Origin of the sequence: Shuttleworthella sp. MSX8B (assembly GCF_000524295.1) — a bacterium.
In the GTDB taxonomy this organism is placed as follows: Bacteria; Bacillota; Clostridia; order Lachnospirales; family Lachnospiraceae; genus Shuttleworthia; species Shuttleworthia satelles.
Map to the genome: position 1 here is coordinate 1 of NZ_JAQT01000032.1, position 20,728 is coordinate 20,728.

Here is a 20,728-nt window from a genome sequence, read left to right on the forward strand (position 1 = left end):
CATTAATGCCGGACAGGAAAACTTTTTTGTTTTTCAATTGTCTACTTGACGGGATGCACACCATACACAAGGGTTTGAGGCACTTTATATCAACACGTTTTGTCCACCCTCAAAGTTCCCTGAAAAAAGATTGAACCCCTACAAGCCCTTTATTTACAAGGGCTTGTAGGGGTTTTCATCAACACATTTTGTCCTATAACTCCAAAAATACCTTGGTATGGTTCCGTGCGGCAAAAAGAAGTCCTGACACACGCGGCGGTTTTGCCGGACATGTATCGGGACTTCTCTTGATCTCTTGATCTTCTGTCTTTTTCGCTGTCAGTTGACCCTGCGCGTGCTGCTCATCTACTGCATCGTCGCCAGAGTCACTGTCACCGTCTTGCTCTTATAGTTGTCCGCGCGGGATGCATAGCGAATCTTGATCTGGTCGCCGGCCTTTTTGCCGCTGATCAGGCTCTTAAGATCCTGCATACTCCCTATGCTGCTGTCATCCACCCCGGTAATGATGTCTCCCTTGGCGAGTCCGGCCTGCTGGGCAGGACTTCCCTCGCTCACCCTGGAGATATAAATGCCCGCGGGTACATTGTACTGAGACGCCTGGCTGGAGCTGATGTCAGCCCCGGCGATCCCAAGATAAGTGCTTCCGGAGGGAAGACTGCCGGCGGATGAATCCCCTGAGCTGTTGCCGGATGAATTTCCGGAATTGGATCCCTTAGACGAGTCGCTGCTGGTCGTGCTTCCATTTTGCATCAGGTCATCGATGATGGTCTTGGCCTGAGAGATCGGGATGGCATAGCCCATTCCCTCAACGGAAGTATCGGAGTACTTGGCGGACACAATGCCGATAACCTGGCCGTTGCTGTTTAAGAGAGCGCCGCCGGAGTTGCCAGGATTGACTGCCGCGTCCGTCTGGATCAGCTTATTGCTGATCGTGTTCCCGGAGTCGTCCTTTAGGGTAACCTCTCTCTCCTTGGCCGAAATGACCCCTGTCGTCACAGACTGGCCGTAGCCGAGGGCATTGCCGATGACAATGGCGGCCTGACCGACCTTGACAGAATCAGAATCCCCGAGTGTCGCTATCTTAATCGCGGACACAGTAGAAGAATCCATGTCAGAGGTCTTGACCTTGACCACCGCCAGATCGTGCTGGGCATCCACTCCAACCACCTGAGCGGCTGCCGTTTTGCCGTCCACGAATGTAATCGTCAGCTCACTGCTGTTGGCGACGACGTGATTATTGGTCGCGATATAGGTATAGGCGTCATCCTGAGAGACGATGATCCCCGAGCCGGCGGAGGTGGACTCCTTGTTCTGGCTCTGGCCAAAGATGCTCCGATACTGCTCAATGGACACATTGGTCACCTGGACAATGGCCGGCATGACATTAGCGGCAATCGTAGCTACGTCCGTCGTTCCTCCATCCGTCACCACTGTCTGTGACAGGGGCCCGGAAGAGGAATTGACACTGGCTGCCGTCCGCGTCTTGCCGCTGATTTTGCCTGTCAGATAATTGGTCCCGGAGAATACCAGGCTGGCCACCAGGCCAAAGACCACGGCGGCTGCGACCAGCCGCCTCCAAAAGCCCTCTTTCTTGCTCCTGGCATGCATATTGCGGGCGCCGATCCCCTCGGTGCCTCCGGAAAAGGAGGGCCCGCGGTAGCTGTCTTCTGTCTGCCTGTCTGCCTCTCTGCTCCGGTAGCTTCCCTGCCCCTGCTGCCAGTTATACCGGGGCTGCTCGTCATACTCCTGCTGTAATCCGATATCGGCCTGACTGCCGTAAGATTCCTGCTGAGACCCCATATCGGCCTGGCCCTCGTTAGATCCCTGCTGAGACCCCANNATACTCCTGCTGTAATCCGATATCGGCCTGACTGCCGTAAGATTCCTGCTGAGACCCCATATCGGCCTGGCCCTCGTTAGATCCCTGCTGAGACCCCATATCGGCCTGGCCCTCGTTAGATCCCTGCTGAGACCCCATATCGGCTTGACTACCGTAAGATTCCTGCTGAGACCCCATATCGGCCTGACTCTCATAAGGCTCCTGCCGCGATTCGATATCAACCTGACCCTCATAAGACTCCTGAGCCCCTTCGACACCTGTTCCGTCTGTCTCTACCTGCCCTGCCTGCAAATCCTCCTGTCCAAAAGAGGACGCCTCCGAATCAACAGACTGCGGGTCAACAGACTGCGGATCAAAAGTCTCGTGAATCGGCGCCTCCTCTCCCGCCGGCACTGACGCACTGCTGTCCTCCTCATGCGCTGACACAGGCGCCTGGCCATCAGAGCCGATCCAGTCTGTTCTGAGCTCCTCATCTTCTCTCTTATAATCGCTCATGTCCTAACTCCTCATCCTCGTTTTCTCTGTCTTTCTTCATGACATTCATCTTACGAATCGTTTGTGTCCTTTTTGTGTCTAAAAAGATAAGTAACAATAATCTTTCCTGTCAGGAAAATAAATATTTTCTTACTCTTTCCCGGGGTTATTTCAACAGGGTTCCGTCTCTCATCCGCCATTCCAAAAATGCGTGCAACGCAAAAAAAGCTTATCCCAGGGATTTCCGCGGATAAGCTCTCGCTTTTGAGATTTGATTGGGGCGCATGCCACAGGGGCTGCAATTCCCCTAGAAGACCTTCTTCAAACCGGGAATTTTCTGCAATAGAGTTACCAGGAGATAACTCAGCATACTGATCGCAAGCCAAAGTCCCAGGATAAACACACCGCCCCAGGGCGAGGCATATGGATTATAAGCAAACCCTCTCAGAAAAATCATAATAAAGACCATATGAAAAAGATAAATTCCAAAAGAAGTCCGGTCCAGGGCAAGAAGAATCCTGGCGGCGAACGAGGTCTTTTTCAGACGCAGATCATGCAGAAGAACAAATGAGGAACAGGCCATAAGTACTACGATCAGCGAACTATAGTCCAAAAGCGGACTCAAATTCTTCTTTCCGCAGGCAAAACGCAGGTAAGCTGCAAAAATCATAGCCAGCCAGGACGCAATCAGAGTCCAGAATGCCAGCCTCTTCTTACATCGAATCTTCCCGGACACAAGTCCATATCCAAAGAAGAGATAAAAGGGATAGATCAGCTGGTCAGGCAGGTAGAACGCGGCCTGAATCCCTATCACCTTTAAGAGAGGAAGACCGGAGACAAAAACAAGATACAGAAGAAGCAAATAGCGATACTCCTGATCGGAAGCATATCCTGCAATTTTCTTATAAAAAGGCATCATGGCATAGAGTCCCACCATGAGATACAGGTACCATAAATGCGTCCAGCTGCCATTGGTCAAAAACTGGATCAAAATATCCCCAATCCAGGCCGCAGAAATACTCTCCCTGTCAAAAATCCCATCGGCGACGCGAAACACGCTGATGCTGATGATCAGGGCCCAAATCATTCGAAGGATGTATTTCTTCCAAAGTTTCTCCAAGAGAAGTTCTTTCCTGGGATTCAAAAGCAAACTTCCGGTAACCATAAGAAAGACCGGAACAGCCCAATTCATGCAGTAGGCGACAGACTGGGACAGCCAGAGGGTATTGGCTGGCAGATCCTTTTGGTATGCCAGGTCAACCTGATAGGTCAGATGCAGCATATACCCATTGTGCCCTGTCTCCTGTTGAAAATCAGGATCACAGATATACCAGGTCCCATTGACATTGATCTCAACCCAGGAGTGGTCATTGACGCCGCCGCGGCGAAGAGGAACGCCTCCGTCGACCTGACGGGCCTCATAGCCCATTTGTCTGGCCATAGCCAAAAACATAGATGCCATCGTGTAACAGTTTCCCTCTCTGCGCTTATGGTCAAATCCGTCATTCGCGTAATAAGAGAAACTCCAGTGATAAGGCCGCTGCGCGTAATGTTCTACCATGGCATAATTAAAAGCGGCGGGCAAATTCCATCCTGTCCGATTGAGAGCGGCCTGGGCCTGATAATCTGACGTCTGCCCGGCTGCGCGCCTGCCCGGAAAACATCCAGCAGGCCGCAATGCAGCATGCAGACGCAAAAAACATCGCTACACATCTTTTCATTTTCACTCCACTTCCCTTACTCCATACCTGTTTTATTTTGCCCCCCCATTTTTAGAATATTGCACATTTTTTATTGATCATTTCCGCTATTTTTATGCGATTTTTAAAAATTAAAAGAGCGAGATCAAAGCCCGCTCTCTGTCAAAAATATGTCCTATTCTCTTTGAATCTGTCCCCATCTCGCGAAAGTCTCCAGATACTCTCTGCTGTGGGAATCCTCAGCTCCTTTTCTCTCTGCCTTGTCCCCCTAAGAGGGCCAGCACCAGCGGCGCCGCGGCAACGGCACCCGACATGTAGCGGAAACAATCGTTGACCGGCGAGATCGTGCAGGTCATCACCAAAAGGGCAATTGGAATCAGGGGAATGAGCTGCAGCCACATCTTCTTCTTGAGCAGGTATCCCAAAAAGAGAATGTAAAACCAGGTGTAAAATGCCAGCTGATCTAAGATGGCGATCAGGGGCAGCTGGTCCGCCGCTCTGGCATAGCGATCCAGAACATTGCGCAAAAGCTCTGTGTGCTTCAGGTAATGGATGTCATAAATCCCCTGAAAGGGATAGTCCGCTCCAATCCATCCGAAGATGGTGAGGTTGGCGTTCATATTGCCCGCGTCTACCGCCAATCGGGGAGTGAAGGAATAGTAGCCGCTGGACTGACCCACATAGGCGGCAAGGTACTCCATCGGATACTTTCGTCCCAGGGCAAACCAGAGTTTTACAAAAGCCTCTTTGGATCCGGGCTGATGCCAGCGGACGCGATCCTTGACCGGATCAGAGAGGATAGGATTATAGGTTCCCTTTTCATAGACTGAGGGATCCATGAAGCTATCGATCCAGTTTCTCTCCTCATCCGTCAATTGATCCCTGTGATTGATGATCGTCCTGGCCTCCATCTGCAGGAAAACAGACAGGACCTCTCCCCCCTCTGACTTCGCAACGCCTTCTACCCGGTAGATGTACTGGCTGTAGGCAAAGAAGCTGCTGACGCAAAGCAACATGACCACAGCCTGCCGCCACGCCTTTTGTCGTACGATCAGAATCACCCCTATCACCAGCAGTGTCGGAAGGACACAGAAGATGAAGTTATTGCGAATCAGGGAGGCCAGAGCGCCGAAGAGACCCAGCAGCACAGCGGTGCGATAGCAGAGCTTCCCCCGTCCGAGCTCGTCCACCGCTATCAAGGTCAGAAAGACAAAGAAAGCAAAGAGACCGATCCCCAGCGTATCCTTAAAGGCATGCTTGCTGTAGGCCCCCCATACCGGAAGAAATCCATAAAAGAGGGTTGCCGCCAGCGAAAGCTTGGGGCGCAGCAGCTGACGATCCAGCCAGCGGATGCCGGCGGCATACATCAGGGCCATGGCCAGATTTCGAACCGCGACAAAGAGAAAAATGCCAAAGTTCTCAGAGACAAGCCGTCTTCCTACTCTGAAGAAGAAAACAAGAATGGTGTTGGCCAGCCAGGGATGATGATTGGACTTGGGCAGGATTCCGAGAACCGTATCCAGCTGATAGGCCACATCATTATCCAGGCTTCCCGGATAGTAGATCAGCATCCATGGCAGCCATCCCAGGAGAATCAGGATAAAAGAAAAGCCAAAAATATGTCGGCGGTAAAGGCTCCAAAGCTTCCGCAGGAATCCAGGCATCTGATGGGACCAGCGAATCTTCAGATCCCTTCTGCCGCTCAAAATATCCAGGAACAGATAGAGCAGTCTTCCAGCTACCTGAAAAGCCAGTGCCCAGCCGACGACTGGAAGAATGCAGTATATGGTAAAGAAGAGTCCCAGGCCGGTCGGAAGCGTTCCGGTATAGGAGACGCACATTCCCATGACATTGACCAGGCCAAAGAAAAGGGACATCAGCATCAGCCCCCTGTGATTCTTCCACGCAGAGCGAAATCCAACCTCCCGCATCCAATAGATGACAAGGGCCGCGCTGATCGCGAGAAAGGCGGGAAGAGGGCCATAACCATTGAGCCAGAACTGAAGCCTCGTCAGACCGTCGACCAGATGGCTGGTCTGGCCGAACCAGCCCAGGTTTGGCGTGACATACCGGGTCGAAAACGCGATCGCGATTAAAATCCCCTTGACTAACGCCCCCGCGGCGCGTTTTACGTTGATCTTAAGCCGGATCGAACTGTCGATATTCATGGCTTCCTCCTGTTCCTCTTCTGTCGCAGTCCCTTCTGCCACAGTTCTTTCTGCAACACTTTCTTTTCTCAGCGACCTATTTTCTCCTGGATCAGCTCCCTAAGAGCGCGCCGCCTGCGGAAGACCAGAAGCTTTGAGATGAAATAGTTGCTTGCGATAATCAGCAGCTGGGCCAGGTACTTCATCAGGGTATTGGACAGCTTGAGACGATCCACCAGGAAGTAGAGGAGCCAGTCCTCTAAGATCAAAGTCAGAAATCGTCCCATGAAAAATGAGGCCATCTGGTGAAAGAAGGCCCCTACCCCGCATTTGTGGTTGATGAAAACCCAGCGACGGTTGGTCAAAAAGGCGAATGCCGTCGCAAAAATCCAGGAGATAGAATTGGCAAGGACGACCGACATCCCCATCTTCTCTGTCAAAATCAGATAGAGATTGATGCTGAGCAGAATGGTCCCCAGCCCGAAAAGGGCATAGAGCCAGAACTGCCGATGCCCCTCATAGACCGGGGCAAACCAGCGGAGCGGCCGATAGGAGGTCATTCGCCGAACTGCCCTGTCAAAGATTTCCTGCTTCGAATCTTCCATCAATACTGATTATCCTGGCTCTGCGTGCTCTTCTCTGTCGTCCCGGTCACCTTTGAGATCTGCTTGGAGATCTTGGACACCGTCGCAGAGGGAGTGTAGTCCTGATCCTGGAAGAGATACTCATGCAGCTTCTTGACATTTGCTTCCAATGTCGTCGGAATTTCAACCCAACCGATCCCATTGGGAAGATTTCTCTCCGCGAAATCCTTGGGGAAACTGCTGGTGTCGACCAGATTGTACTCCTTCATCGCTGTCGCCATGGAGATCATGTCCGGAAGGGACAGGGATGTATCAATATGAGGGAAGACGGAAGTGATCAGATGATCCAACTGGGTGACATTCATCGTCTTGGCCTTGGCAATCATCTTGGAGACCACCTCGCGCTGACGCATGGCCCTGGCATAGTCTCCGCCCTCCAGGTGACGGACACGGGCATAGGCTAAGGCCTGGGCCCCGTTGACGTGCTGCTGTCCAACCCCCAGGTCATCTGCTCTCTTGCCGGTCACGTTGAAGATCTCGATCTGCAGTTCATTGATCTCCTGGGCCATGAGCTTGTTGTCGATATTGACGTCAATCCCTCCGACCGCGTCCACCGCATCGGCCAGGGCATAGAAATCGACAGTCGCATAGTCATTGATCTCCAGGTCGAGATTGCGGTTTAGCATATTGACCGCGGAGGTGACCCCCCCGTGGTTGTAGGCGTAATTACACTTGCGAAAGAGGAACTGCCCGTTGACGTCCAGATAGGTGTCCCGGTAGACAGAAATCAGGCGGACTTCCTTCGTGGAATTGTTGATCGAGGCAATCAGGATGGCATCTGAGTTGCCCGTCTCATAGTTGCCGACCGTCCGGTTGTCGACGCCAAAGAGGGCGATGTTGGTATATCCGGACATGGCCTGCTTGACATGCTCGCTGACCTCGTTCTTCTCCGTCTTGATCTCCTTGTACTTGATCAGACCGGCACGCGAAAAAATATAAGAACCAACCAGAAGAAGCAGAAAGAAGATGATCTCCAGAATCAGGAGCGCCTTTCGTTTTCTTCGTCTGGTCTTGATCCAGTCCATGGGATCTCTCCGGGGCTTTGCCATGTTCTCACCTCAATTATATTTCAAGATACTTCTTCCAGAACTCCGTCGAAACCAGATAGGGCTTTGCATCCTGGTAGGATTTGACAATCGAACTGCGGTTTCTCCTGTAGTAGCGATAGGCCTGATCCCACTCCCTCTTGAGCGCGCGATAGCGGTTCTTGTCCATATGGCGCTCGACAGCGGTCCTGTTGTCGACATTGACAGCGAGCATCGCGTCGTGACCCACATAGCGGCCCGGCTGATAGACGTCGGAGAAGAAGACGGGAATCATCCCCTTCTTCAGAGTCCCGAAGGGCCAGAGTCTCTGTCCGTTATAGGTGATCCGGTACCAAAGCGTCTCCAGGGGCTTTCGGTCAAAGTCCTCATAGATTTCCACGAAATTGACTTCGATATCAGGCCAGTTGTTCATGGGCTGATACTTCTCGTTCTTCTGAACATTTTCCTTGATGATCTTCTCTCCCTGATCGATCTGGAAGAAGTCCGGCCCCCTGAGGAAGTCCTTGAAGGCCCGCAGAATCAGTTCCGCGGCATTGTAGTTGAACTTGAGGAGTTCCGACCGGAAGGCCTTGCGGACATAATCGGGCGCGTTGACCGTGCTCGGCATAGAGCCGACCGCGTCGACAACCAGGGGATTTCTGCACATCTGATAGCGGTCCATGGCCAGATTGTACTTGCCGGCAAATCCCATGTGCCAGATACAAATCCCATTCATCGTGACGAATTTCGGCTTGCAGCGCAGGCCGAACTCCACATCGTCGAAGCGGATAAAGAGCGGCAGGGGCAGGCCCTTCTCCCGGATCATATGCGCGGGGATGCAGCAGTACCACCAGCCGGCATAGCGGTGACCGTAACCGCAGCCCTCCTCCTCATTCTTCAAGAGACTCCTCTTCTCGGTCATATCAAAGAGTCCCTTCAGGGAAGTCAAGGTGCAGGCGTCGCGGATGGCGCCGACATCCTCATGCTGGAATTGCATCTCCTCATAGAGCAGCATGGCCCCGCTGATAAAGGAGTCCTTGTATTCGTCCCTCAGATAGGAGAGCAGATGATAGGTCCTTCTGACGCTCTCCGGCTGAATGGTGACATCGTCATCCATCAGCAGGACATGGGTCGCGGGAGGATCCTGCTCCAAGGACTCGATCATGCCTCTGGCATAACCCCCGGATCCCCCGGTATTCTTATTGGGGTGCACAGTCAGATGCCAGGAGTTCATGGCCTTTGCGTCCAGCGTCCGCCCGTTGTCAACGACATGGATGTAAAAATTCTCCTTCATATCGTCATCCGCGTCCAGGATATCCTCTTTCAGAGCGGCCATGTTGCGGGTGATAAAATCCTCCTTCTTCATGGTGGTCGTCGCAATAGAGAGGACGACATCCCTTCTCTGTCCCTCCTCATAGGAGCCGTACCAGGCGCCGCCGTACACCGTCACATCAGAGAGGGCGCGGATTTCAAATCCGATGACCATCTCCCCGTTCTCCGGAAAAGGAATGTCCAGCTCCTGCTCATCCGCGAAATCAAAGTCGTATACCCCAAAGGTCTGGCGAACCGGACTGTGGATATTCAGGTGATAGCCGACCAGCTCCACCTGTCCCCGCCCGGACAGCTCAAGCACCAGACGCACGGGACCGACCGCAGTGTACTCCTTCCACTTGATCAGCGAGAAAGAATTCATGTAGCTGCAGAAATCCGTCACGCTTGTGTCCGCGAGACGCAGCTTTTTCTGCTCCATGTCATAGATCCCGCGGCCGCCCAGGTAGAAGAGCTCATAGTTCCCCTCCAGAGCTGAACTCTGCGGGAAAATGATATTCTGCAATAACTGTTCCATTATTTCCTCCTAAAGCACATCAGCCTCAGCTATTATAGCTGTTTCCTACCAGACTTTCATCCTGCGCAGGACGCGAAGAACCGGCGGTACCAGAAGCTTGTAGGCAGCCTCTGACATATGTATTCTGTGAAAGAGCATAAAGATTTGATATTTCTTCCGGACAGCCGCAAGAAGCGTGGGACTGGTCTTTTCCAGCCAGCGGTTCAGCTGGTCTGCCTGCTTCTCTCCCTGGACCCGGTTGCGGTTGACAAGAAGGGTGATCTGATAGAAGCTGACGATCACCATGCTGGTCTTCTTCTTCCAGTAATCGAAGCCGCCGGCCGGCAGCTGCTCGGCCTGGCTCTCAAAAGCCTGCAGGGCCTTGATCACCTTGGCCAGATGCCCGATCCTTTTGACCTGGTTGGCGCCGGAGACAGACTGATTGACATCGCCCAACCGATAGACATAGACAAAGGCCTCCGAGAAAGAGATGCTCTCAGCCCGACTCAAAGGAATCGTGGCATACTCCTGATCCTCATAAAAGACCCCCTCCAGAAGCTGATAGTTCTGCTTTAAGTAGAAATCCGTCCGATAAGTAATCCCCCAGAAGGTCATGCAGGCGTGCACCTTGTCCCACTCTTCCATGATTTCCGCCAGCTGATAGGTCCTGCGATCATCTGACAGCTCCGTTCTGCGGGGCGTATACCTGTCCCTTCCGATGTCATATTCCTGATAATTGCTGATCACAACGTCGCTGTCGCAGTCCGCCAGATCATGGATAAGGGTCTCCAGCCCCTTTTGATCCACCCAGTCATCTGCGTCGATCACCTTGAAATACTTGCCCGATATCAGCTTAACGCCCGCGTTAATCGCGGACCCGTGTCCCCCGTTCTCCTTGCGGAAGAAGTGAAAGACATCCGGGTACTGGACAGCATAGGATTTGGCGATCTCATCCGTCCGGTCGCTTGATCCGTCGCTGATGACCCAGACCTCCAGATGTCTTCTGGCCCCATCTGAGATCAGAAAGGAGTCCAATCCCCTGCGAAGAAAGCGCTCCGCGTTGTAGCTTGGGATAATCAAAGAAAGGATCTTCTCTTCCATGCGCTCTGCTCTCCTCTCCCCTTTCAGTATCGTCTCCATCGGGTACCCGCGTCCTGTCGTCCGGCCATCAGCCGCGGACGCTCTCATACTGGTCCCTGGTGCGAATCAGCTGCATCTCAAAATCCTGGCGGTTCTTCCTGGCGATGGTCTGAAGGATCAGGCCGGAGAAAAAAGAAATAACCGCGGCGATCACCGCGAAGCCGGACACGATCAGAGTCGGCAGCTTGGCGACCGTACCGGTTCTCAAGAAGGCCCCGAAGACAGGGATCATAAAGCCGATCCCCAGGATAAAGAGAATGAGTCCGATGATGGAGAAGAAGGCCAGGGGTTTGTAGGTCTGAAAGAGCCTGGCAATAGTCATTATGACCTTGATCCCGTCACTGTAGGTATTGAGCTTCGACTCGGATCCCTCCGGGCGGTCACGGTAGTCAATGACCACATTCTCGACAAACATATTCTTATCGGAGGCGTGAATCGACATCTCGGTCTCAATCTCAAAGCCCTTGGACAAGACGGGGAAGGTCTTGACAAACTGATAGGAGAAGGCCCGGTATCCCGTCATGATATCCTTGATATTGGTGTGAAAGAGCCTGTTAATAGAGCTTCTCACAATGGAGTTCCCGAAATTGTGAAAGGGCCTCTTATTCTCTTCAAAATAGGTGGAGGAAAGACGGTCTCCCACCACCATATCGGCATTGCGGTTCAGAACCTTATCCGCCATCTCCCCCGCCGCCTCGGCAGGATAGGTGTCGTCCCCGTCCACCATGATATAACACTCCGCGTCAATATCGCGAAACATACGGCGGATGACATTTCCCTTGCCCTGCTGGTATTCGTAGCGGACAAGAGCGCCGGCCTTCCTGGCGATTTCATCGGTGCCGTCCTTGGAATTATTGTCATAGACATAGATCACTGCCTGAGGCAAAACCCTCTTGAAGTCTTCGACAACCTTGCCGATGGTCTTGCTCTCGTTATAGCAGGGAATGAGTACTGCAATCTGATCCATTTGATGCTCCTTATGCGCGCCGGCCGTAATCCAGCCTGATCCTCAGAGTTCCACCCCGTTTTTCTCCAGGAGTTCCCTCGCGGAGTCGAGAGAATCCACGCCGTGAAGGTTCTTGATCGGCGCGAACTCCCTGTCTCTGATCACCTCGTAGGGCAGGGTGTTCTCCATCATGGCAACCAAATCAACCGCCAGGGTCTCGAACTTGTATCCATTGGGCTTGTCCGGCTTGTGATAGTTGCCCTCCGCGTCAATGTAGGGAATCTTCTTCTCGACCACGTGCACAGGCATACTTTTTGCCATTACCTCCTCCAGCTTGGAGACGGAGAAGAGATAGTTGAGAATGACGCCGAAGGCATATTTGAGATTGCCCTTCTCGTCTCTTGCCTCCGCCATCTCAGGCGTCAGCTCATAGTACTCAACGACAGCCGGAACCCCATCCTCCGCGCAGATCACCCCCATCTTCTCATAGGGATCCACCTTGCGCACCACCTTGGACCCGGAGTTCTTGCCGCTCAGGATCGTGGCTCCGATAAAGGCCGGATCCGCAATGCGCTGCAGGACATTGTCAACCGCGAAGACGTTGAGCCACTCGACTCCCCGCCGGTGCAGGTCTTCGGTTAGACCGGCCTTAGCCAGAGAGGAAAACCAGCCCCCGTTGCCATTGGGCGAAGTCGCCAGGCGGCCCGGGGCCTCCTTGAGCAGCTTGCCCTGGTAGTCGACTGCTGCCGCCATCTCCTGAACATAGAAGCGGACGTCTTCCTCGGGATAGCCGAAATAGCGATTCTCAGCGAAAAAGCGACGGGTCTCCGCGTCGTTTTTCTCAGAGGTCATCACATAGAGGGGCAGGCTTGTCCCCGCCATCTCAGTCACCTCCTGCAGATTCATAATCAGTCTCTGAAAGAGGTAGAGGGGCCTGTTGATCCCGACGTCAAGCTCCCCCTTGGGCTTATCCAGGCCGAGACGGGTTCCCATGCCCCCGGCCAGGAGAACCGCCCCGACCTTACCCTGACGGATGGCGGCGAGACCGGCCTCCGTGAACTCACTCTTTCTGATCTCAATCTCATCGATATCGACGGCGGGCAGCTGACTGATCTGTCCCAGCTCCTGCTTCTCTTCCCTGCCGGCCATAGACACGACATCCCAGTCGACCTGGGCGATCTGCGTGAGCAAAGTCTCCTGTTCCTGCCCGCTCAGGGCGTCAAATCCCGCCAGAACATGTTCCTGCCCCTTCACGGCGAGAAGTCTGCTTGCCTCTTCGTAAGTCATATACCCCTCCTTGGGCTATGGGCCACAATGGCCCGATATTCTTTGAAAATTCTATCACACCCGGCCTGCACTGTCTATTTGAGCCAGATCCCAGGCCTCCCCGCCAAAGTGTCGCGAATGTGCTGCTAAGCCTCCGCATAAAAGGCTCCGATCACATCCGCTCCCGCCGCTTCCAGGTCCGCCAGAGTCCGGTCAATTTCCATGTAGCGGGCCCCCCGACCGGCGACAGAGATAAGTACCGCGCTCCCCTCCGAAGATTCGATCTTTCCTCTCTCCACGTCGCGAATGATCATATGAATCCCTTTCTTGGACAGGAGTTCCAGGAGCTTCCGGTTTTCCTTCTCAATGGTTCTGCCGACCGGAACCAGTTCCAGACGGTCAATTCCGCGCAGATTGCAGGAGCAGCAGATCTGCCGAACCGCGTCCTCCATAGCCTCCTGTTCCTTCGCGTACTTTCCCTGGAAATACCGGTAGGCGGCCCTGGAGAAAAAGAGCTTTCGGATACCGTGGGCCTCTCTCTGCATGTTCTTGCCCAAAAGGGACAGATTCCATATCTCCTGCAGCTCCTCCGGCTCCCGCAGGGTCTGCGAGAACATGAGATAGACGCAAAGCAGGGTCAGGTCGGCAACCGCCCCCAGGAGGAGGCCGATGACGAACTGTCGGACATCTGCCCGGGGCTTGTCAGGTTCCTTTGTGACAATATCCTGCCGATTCTCCACATACATCTGATAGAGCTTGGTCTGATCATCAGACAGGCGGGCCCGAAGCTCCTGGGACTGCTGGGTCATCTGAAGGAGGAAGGCCTCGCCCTCCACCTGCGTTCTGGCCAGATCCTGATCGACCCGGATGGTCTCCGTCTCTTCTGTGTGCTTCAGCTGATAGGTCTTCTCCATGTAGGTGTCCACCGCCGCCACGATCGTCTGCCGAAGGGACTCGTCCGTCAGCTTCACCCCGATGGTAAGTCCTACTTCGCCCAGCTCATCGAAAGGGCCCGTGCTGACATCGATCAGTTCCTGCACATAGCGGGAATCCGACTTTGGATAGACCTGGGCGAAGAGCTGGACAGCCAGTCGGCTCTTGAAATCCTCGGACTGCAAATAGCTGATCAACCGGGCGGAGCTGGTCCTGGCCCCGATCAAATAGTGAATTTCCAGATACTCCTCGTGATAGGGATCCAACTGATTGATCAGATTCTGTCTCTGGTAGTTAATCCGGTCCTGCAGGTGGGTATTTAAGTCCAGCGCCCGCATGACATCTCCCTTCTCCGTGTCAGAGAGACGGGCTTCCAGGTCTGACTTCTGAACTCTCCCTGCCTTGGCCGCCTGAACCTCATAGCTCTCCATCCGCTTCTGGTAGTCCGTCAGTGTCAGGGCGCTTCCCAGGGCAAGACAGACCAAGACCAGAGCTTTCCAGTGAATGCAATATTCTCGAAAGATGGCAGTCAAGCTGATGGCCCGGCCATTTCGACTTTGATTTTCTCGCATAGATCGTCACCTTCCTTCCGTCCGCCCCCATACAGCAAAGAGATCCCGGGAGCATATCAAGCTATGCGGCCTGACGAATCCTGTTCATGACTGTCCCTGCTGGAAGTCTCTGTTCCCTTGACGCTCAAGGCATAAAGAAGAGCCGATAGGGAGTCATATATTTCCACTGCATGGACAGGTTGCTGGCAAAGAGGGCCAGAGATATGACCAGAAAGAGCAGGGTCATCAGCTTCCGGTTCTTCTCGCGGGGCACATGTAAAACCTCTGGAATGGCCAGACACTGGGCCTGCAGAAAATAGTAGGCCAGGCGATAGCCCTGGGTCATATTCTGGGTCAGATTTAAGACGGCCACCCCCGCCGCCAGGATTCTCATCCAGGGATTTTTCAGACTCCTGGGGCAGGCGTAGCAGGCCACTAGAACCGCCAGATTAATCCCGAAAACCTGCAGGGGGACCCCCCATCCGCTATCGCTTCGCATGGCATTCCCCTCTGTGAAGAAGTAGTGCTGGTACACCTGCGGCACGAAGAGCAGAATGGTCTTTGTGGTCATGACAAATCCCAGAAGATAAGTCGCCAGAAAGATCACCGCGGCCTGTTTCAGGCTGAACCTGATCCAGATCATCAGAAGGGCCACAAGGAATATCCAGGCGGTCTGATGAAAACCGAGGGCGATCGCCATACAAAGGCCCGCCCGGACGTATTTTCTGTCCAGGATCATATCCACCGCCAGAAAGCAGAAGCTCATGGCGATACACTGGCGCATGATATTAAAGGTCTGCTGATAGAAGTAGAGCCCGTAATACAGGGCCATGGCCCAGAGGGCATGCTCCGTGTACCTGTCAAAGAGGTAGACCATGGGAAGGACGCAGAGCAGGGCTGTCAGAAAGAGAATCCACTGGTAGTTGCCCCCCAGGAAGATCACCGCCTTGTTCATCCAGACATAGAGGGGCTCCACCCAGGAATCCAGGCTCTTCCCCACCAGAAGAAAGTTGAAATAGCGGTGGTATCCGTCCGCGGAGTCCAGACCGATGCTGTTGTTTCGCAGCCCCGCGAAAAGCACAAGGAGCGCAGTCTCGCCGTAGAGAAGCTGCGCCCTGGTCGCCCATGTGAATTGATATCGATCCGCCAGCCAGGCGACAACGAAGAGAGCGATAAATATCCCTATGTAGATCATGCTTACTCCTGCTGGGACTGGAAATAGGCGTCGCAGACCTCATTGACCTGGCCGGACATAACCGCGTTCCCCTTCTCGATCCAGAGCGCGTGATCACACATGCGTCTCACATCGTCGATGTTGTGGGACACGAAGAGGAGGGTCGTCCCCCCGCTCAGCATCTCGTTCATGCGGTCCATGCACTTGTGCTGAAAATGCATATCCCCGACGGCAAGAATCTCGTCGACAATCAGAATGTCGGGGCGGACGATGGTCGCAATGGCAAAGCCGATCCTGGCCTGCATTCCGGAGGAGTAATTCTTGACCGGCATGTCCAGAAAATCCCAGAGCTCCGCGAAGTCGACGATCTCATTGAAGTGGTCTTCCATGAACTTGCGGCTGTGGCCCAGGAGAGTGCCGTCCAGATAGATGTTCTCCCTGGCCGTCAGATTCATGTCGAGTCCCGCACCCAGCTCGATCAGGGGCGCGATGGTTCCCGCCACCTTGACCGTCCCCTTGTACGGCTTTAAGATGCCGGAGATCAGCTTGAGCATGGTGGATTTCCCGGAGCCGTTGGTCCCGATTAATCCCCAGGCCTCGCCCCTTTTGACCTTGAGGCTGACGTCCTTGACCGCCAGAAACTCCTCAAACATGAGCTGGTGCTTGATTAATTTAATGAAGTATTCTTTCAGATTGTCGATATTCTCCGACGCCTTATTGAAGCGAACGGTGACATGATCGACATCAATCATATAATCTTCCATCTTGCCGCCTCTCTTTAGATGTAGAGGATGAACTTGTCCTGTGTTCTGGAGAAGGTGAAGCTGCCGACTGCCAGAGCCAGAGCGGAGAATCCGATGCCCATCAGGAGCAGCCGGTAGCCCGGCAGATGTCCTGAAATAATCACGTCTCGGAACTGGGTTACATAGGAGTAGAGGGGGTTGATCAGCTTGATGATGACCTTAAGTCGGTCCGGCAGAAGCTCAAAGGGATAAAAAATCGGCGTCGCGTACATCCAGGCCGTCAGCAGGGCGCTATAGATATACTGGATGTCCCGGAAGAAGACATTGGCCGCGCTCATGAAAAGACCGACCCCCAGACAGAAGAGATAGAGCTGGGCCGCCACCAGGGGAATAGCCAGCATGGACCAGTGGAAGGGGGTTTTGGTGAAGATGATTACCAGGAACATGGCTCCCAGGGAAAAGAGAAAGTCCAGCATCCCGGAGGTTACCTTGGACAGGGTGAAAATATATTTGGGGACATAGGTCTTCTTCAGAAGGCTGGCATTATCCGTGATGGAATATATGCTCTGGGTCGTGGAGGCGCTGAAGAAGTTGAACATCATCTGTCCGGAGATCAGATAGACCGGATAATAGGGAATATTCCAGCGAAAGATATTGGAGAAGACAATGTACATGATCACCATGATCATCAGGGGGTTTAAGACACTCCATACATAGCCCAGAAAGCTCCTGCGGTATTTGAGCTTGAGATCGCGCGATACCAGTTCCTTCAAAAGATCCCGATATCCAAACAGCGTTTTCCGATTCGGATTCATGCTTAACCTCTCTTTTGGCTCCCCCGGAGCCGGGAATCTTATCTCTTCATCTCTCGGTTTCACCTGCGCATGCAACGCTTAACCCGGTAAATATACACCAGGCGCCCGCGAGAAGCAACTGAGGAAAGGCAGGATGCACTCAGCGAAAGGCCTTCGCCTTTTTGATCCGCAGAGCCAGATAGGCCAGGGGCAGGATCAGATAGTTGCAGGCGCGCAAAAGACGAATACTCTTCTTGTCTGTCGCCCCATAGATGGCCGGATGCTCCAGGCGAACCCCGCGGTCAAAACGGCGCAGGCGGTCGATCGAAGAAAAACGGTTGCCCATGCTGATGTAGATCTGAAATTCATTCTCCAGAAGCTGAGCACAGCAACAGGCGATATAGTGACGCCGGATCCCGCTCATATCGGGCAGCCTCTCATAGAAGGCGGCCAGACTGTCAAAGACCCTGCGGTGCATGCGATGATTCTTCTGCATGCTCTTTAAGCTCATGGACTGGCCGCCCCTGCCCAGTCGGTAGCAGTAGATCTCACGCGCGTCGTAATATACGTTTTTGGCCAGGGGAATCGGGTAGGCGATGTACTCAGCATCCACATAGAAGCAGTGCTCATCGATCTGCTGCCCCATCCCCTGAAGCAGACTGGTCTTAATGGTCATCGAGTGCATTTTGATGACCTGGTCCACCTGACTGCTGTCAAAGCTGACAGTATGCCCGTAATTCTCCTCACACCCGGTCGGTTCTTTGACCGAGAGCAGGCGTCCGCTCTCGTCCTCGACACAGCGGTAGGCGGAAGCGACGATATCCGCGGGCTCCCTGGCCAGAAGGTCTAAAAGTCCCGGCAATTCCCGGCTGTTGAGCCAATCATCCCCGTCTACCACCTTAAAGTAACGCCCCCGGGCCCGTTTGATCCCGTAGTTGATCACAGACCCGTGTCCCCCGTTTTCCTTGTGGCAGAAGAAAATACTCTCGGGATATCTCTCGCAGTAGCCGGCCGCGATCTCACCCGTTCTGTCCTCTCCCCCGTCGTCCACGACCAGGATTTCCAGCTGATCCATACAGGCGGAATCATCCAGGCACATGGAGGACAGGCAGCGGTCAATATAGGTCTCCACATTATAGGCCGGTATCACGATCGTCAGAAGCTTCATCGGCGTAATCCTCTCTGATAAATGAGCCTGCGCAGGCCGCTCGGGACCAGAGTCATGAGGGCCGTGCCCAGGACCGCCTTGATATAATCGCTTCCCGGCAGAAGGCCAAGCTCCCGCTCCTCTCTTCGCAGCTTCAGATAGCGGCGGAAGTATTGTATCCCGCCCCTTCGCTCATAAGTGGATCCCTCCACCCGCATGCGCACAAGTACCCGCGGCAGATTATAAAACTTCTCCCCTGCCGCCAGCATTCGAAGCCAGAGGTCATAGTCCTCCAGAAGGGGATCGTGCCGGTAAGATCCGACAGCCTCCACCCTCTCCCTGCGGAAGACAGCGGTCATGTGATTGACGGGGTTTCTGAATTTCCCATAGGCGGCGATTTCCTCTGCTGTCTCAGGCATTTTCTTCAGCCGGCCCCGGCCTGGCTGCGCCGGATCAAACTCCTCGATCCAGGAGCCCAGGACGGAGCACTCCGGGTGGTCAGCCAGATAGGCCATCTGCAGCTCAAACCGGCGGGGCAGACAGATATCGTCCGTATCCATGCGGGCTACAATATCGTGGGAACAATGCTTTAGGCCGATGGCCAGCGCCCTGCCCAGTCCCACATTCTCGGCCAGGGGCACGAATCGGATGGCGGGATAACGCCCGCGGAGCTCTTCCACGGCCTTTGCCAGGGGCAGAGGCAGAGGGCCATCCCCTACCAGAACCAGTTCTTTTGGAGGGAGAGTCTGGTCCATGGCGCTGGCGATGGCCTCTTTCAGATACTTTGGTTTTTCCCGTCCATAGACGGACATGAGAAGGCTGAATTCCATCTATTTCTCCTCATCAGTTGCCAGGATATCCACTTCCTGCTGACCGCAGGACTCTTCTGTCTCCCCCGTTTCCGAAGCTCCGTCCTCTCTCTCCTGCGCGGACTCAGCAGGATCACCGTCACCGGTCTCCTCTGTATCCTTGCGCTCACCCAGCACATTGGCGTTGGTCGCCCCCTCTTCCAATCCCTGGGTGGAATCCTTCATGAAGACCACACAGATTGTCATGAGGATCAGCTGCAGGTCCAGGGCCAGAGACTGGCGCTGAACATAGATGATGTCGAGCTTGAGCTTATCATAGGAGGTGGTGTTATAACGGCCGTAGACCTGGGCATAACCGGTCAGCCCCGCCTTCACATGCGTTCGATAGGCGAATTCCGGAATGGTGCTCTGGTACTCTCGAATGAGTTGCGGGCGCTCCGGCCGGGGGCCGACGATACTCATATCTCCCATGAAAATATTGAAGAGCTGGGGGAGTTCGTCCAGACGAGTAGCCCGGATGAACCTGCCTACAGGAGTGATCCGATCATCATTCTCGGCCGCCAGACGGGCCTTGCCGTCCTTCTCCGCGTTCTGAACCATAGAGCGGAACTTGTACATCTTGAACTCTCTCTGATCCCTGGTACAGCGAACCTGCTTGTAGATTGCGGGCCCATGGTCATAGAGACGAATGGCAATCGCAACCGCCAGCATGATTGGAGAGGCAATCACAATCCCAATGGAAGAGAGAACAATATCAATGATCCGCTTGACGAAGCGCTGGGGAAGCGACATGCCCAGGTTCCGACAGAGGTAGAGGGGGGTATCCACCACATTGACCTCAGCGGAGTATTTCACCAGAATATCGGAAATCTTAGGTGTGAAATAAACTCTCTTGTCACGGTCAAAGCAGTACTTGAGGATCTTGTTCTTGACCTCTGACGGGATGTCATTGATCAGGACGGCATCATAGCGGTCAATACAGGCAAAGACCTCCTCCAGCTCTTCCGTATAAGAAATTGAGGCGTCGATATGATACTTGTCGTCTCTGAGATTCATCTTGTGCGGCAGAGTATTCTGATACTTCCCATAAATCTGCAGGAGTTCAAAGGGAGGAAATATCCGCCGGTAGAGATCTGTGACAATAATGGTGTAAACGAAGAGTTCCGCCGTATTAATCAGCATGATCATCAGATACTGGCTCAGAATATACTGGATAAAAAGCACGCGGCCAATGACCAGAGTGGTGATGCCCAGGGCGATGACATTTGTCATCAGCATGGCCACGGTCTGTCCGATCAGAAGGGCTGATTTGCGTCCTCTGCCGAAACCGAACCCGCCCAGCATCATGATGAAGGAAAAGCTAAGGAGCGCGTAGATGATCTCGATCAGCAGATTTCCCTTGTTCAGGAACGCGATGGGCTGGAGCATATTCAGGCGGTCTCTCCAGAAGTAGGAGAAGGTCCAGGTGAACATGAGCACCATGAGCACATCAAAGAAAGTTCGGTAGACATATTTCCAGGTCTGCCGGTTGATGCGTCGCTTTTGCATAGGTAACTCCTTCGCTGTCACA

General features: G+C 53.7%; 16 protein-coding genes. All 16 read right to left on the bottom strand.

Annotation, left to right across the window (positions count from 1 at the left end):
- Positions 1 to 345: 345 nt before the first annotated feature.
- Complete coding sequence (locus tag HMPREF1508_RS07385) at positions 346 to 1,800, bottom strand: S1C family serine protease (RefSeq protein WP_049906935.1); 1,455 nt, start codon at positions 1,798 to 1,800, stop codon at positions 346 to 348.
- A gap of 821 nt (positions 1,801 to 2,621) precedes the next feature.
- On the bottom strand, positions 2,622 to 3,899 hold the full coding sequence (locus tag HMPREF1508_RS07395; RefSeq protein WP_156923205.1) for an acyltransferase family protein: 1,278 nt from the start codon (positions 3,897 to 3,899) through the stop codon (positions 2,622 to 2,624).
- 354 nt (positions 3,900 to 4,253) lie between these two features.
- On the bottom strand, positions 4,254 to 6,224 hold the full coding sequence (locus tag HMPREF1508_RS07400) for a DUF6020 family protein (RefSeq protein WP_198015611.1): 1,971 nt from the start codon (positions 6,222 to 6,224) through the stop codon (positions 4,254 to 4,256).
- 26 nt (positions 6,225 to 6,250) lie between these two features.
- Complete coding sequence (locus tag HMPREF1508_RS07405) at positions 6,251 to 6,766, bottom strand: GtrA family protein (protein ID WP_044960905.1); 516 nt, start codon at positions 6,764 to 6,766, stop codon at positions 6,251 to 6,253.
- Positions 6,766 to 7,854: an LCP family protein gene (locus HMPREF1508_RS07410; protein WP_044960907.1), complete on the bottom strand. Its 1,089-nt coding sequence runs from the start codon at positions 7,852 to 7,854 to the stop codon at positions 6,766 to 6,768. Before HMPREF1508_RS07410 ends, HMPREF1508_RS07405 begins: the two co-directional genes overlap by 1 nt.
- Positions 7,855 to 7,867: 13 nt before the next feature.
- Positions 7,868 to 9,676 (bottom strand): glycosyltransferase, encoded by a 1,809-nt coding sequence (locus HMPREF1508_RS07415; protein ID WP_044960909.1) that lies wholly within the window; start codon positions 9,674 to 9,676, stop codon positions 7,868 to 7,870.
- A 45-nt stretch (positions 9,677 to 9,721) separates the two neighbouring features.
- Complete coding sequence (locus tag HMPREF1508_RS07420; RefSeq protein WP_044960911.1) at positions 9,722 to 10,756, bottom strand: glycosyltransferase family 2 protein; 1,035 nt, start codon at positions 10,754 to 10,756, stop codon at positions 9,722 to 9,724.
- 67 nt (positions 10,757 to 10,823) lie between these two features.
- Positions 10,824 to 11,762: a glycosyltransferase family 2 protein gene (locus HMPREF1508_RS07425; protein WP_044960915.1), complete on the bottom strand. Its 939-nt coding sequence runs from the start codon at positions 11,760 to 11,762 to the stop codon at positions 10,824 to 10,826.
- Positions 11,763 to 11,804: 42 nt separating this feature from the next.
- Entirely contained in the window at positions 11,805 to 13,028 is a 1,224-nt protein-coding gene (locus HMPREF1508_RS07430; RefSeq protein ID WP_044960917.1) for a UTP--glucose-1-phosphate uridylyltransferase, read from the bottom strand.
- 125 nt (positions 13,029 to 13,153) lie between these two features.
- Positions 13,154 to 14,512 (bottom strand): hypothetical protein, encoded by a 1,359-nt coding sequence (locus HMPREF1508_RS07435; RefSeq protein ID WP_044960919.1) that lies wholly within the window; start codon positions 14,510 to 14,512, stop codon positions 13,154 to 13,156.
- A gap of 124 nt (positions 14,513 to 14,636) precedes the next feature.
- Positions 14,637 to 15,686 carry an EpsG family protein gene (locus tag HMPREF1508_RS07440; RefSeq protein WP_044960920.1) on the bottom strand — a complete coding sequence of 350 codons (1,050 nt, stop codon included), beginning with the start codon at positions 15,684 to 15,686 and terminating at the stop codon, positions 14,637 to 14,639.
- 2 nt (positions 15,687 to 15,688) lie between these two features.
- Entirely contained in the window at positions 15,689 to 16,429 is a 741-nt protein-coding gene (locus HMPREF1508_RS07445) for an ABC transporter ATP-binding protein (RefSeq protein ID WP_006906710.1), read from the bottom strand.
- Between the two features lie 14 nt (positions 16,430 to 16,443).
- Positions 16,444 to 17,223, bottom strand: coding sequence for an ABC transporter permease (locus HMPREF1508_RS07450; protein ID WP_006906711.1), 780 nt, complete (start codon positions 17,221 to 17,223; stop codon positions 16,444 to 16,446).
- Positions 17,224 to 17,362: 139 nt separating this feature from the next.
- Entirely contained in the window at positions 17,363 to 18,370 is a 1,008-nt protein-coding gene (locus HMPREF1508_RS07455; RefSeq protein ID WP_044960922.1) for a glycosyltransferase family 2 protein, read from the bottom strand.
- Positions 18,367 to 19,179 (bottom strand): glycosyltransferase, encoded by an 813-nt coding sequence (locus tag HMPREF1508_RS07460; protein WP_044960923.1) that lies wholly within the window; start codon positions 19,177 to 19,179, stop codon positions 18,367 to 18,369. Before HMPREF1508_RS07460 ends, HMPREF1508_RS07455 begins: the two co-directional genes overlap by 4 nt.
- Positions 19,180 to 20,706, bottom strand: a complete 1,527-nt coding sequence (locus HMPREF1508_RS07465) for a sugar transferase (protein WP_044960924.1) — start codon at positions 20,704 to 20,706, stop codon at positions 19,180 to 19,182. It lies immediately after the preceding gene.
- Positions 20,707 to 20,728: the final 22 nt, after the last annotated feature.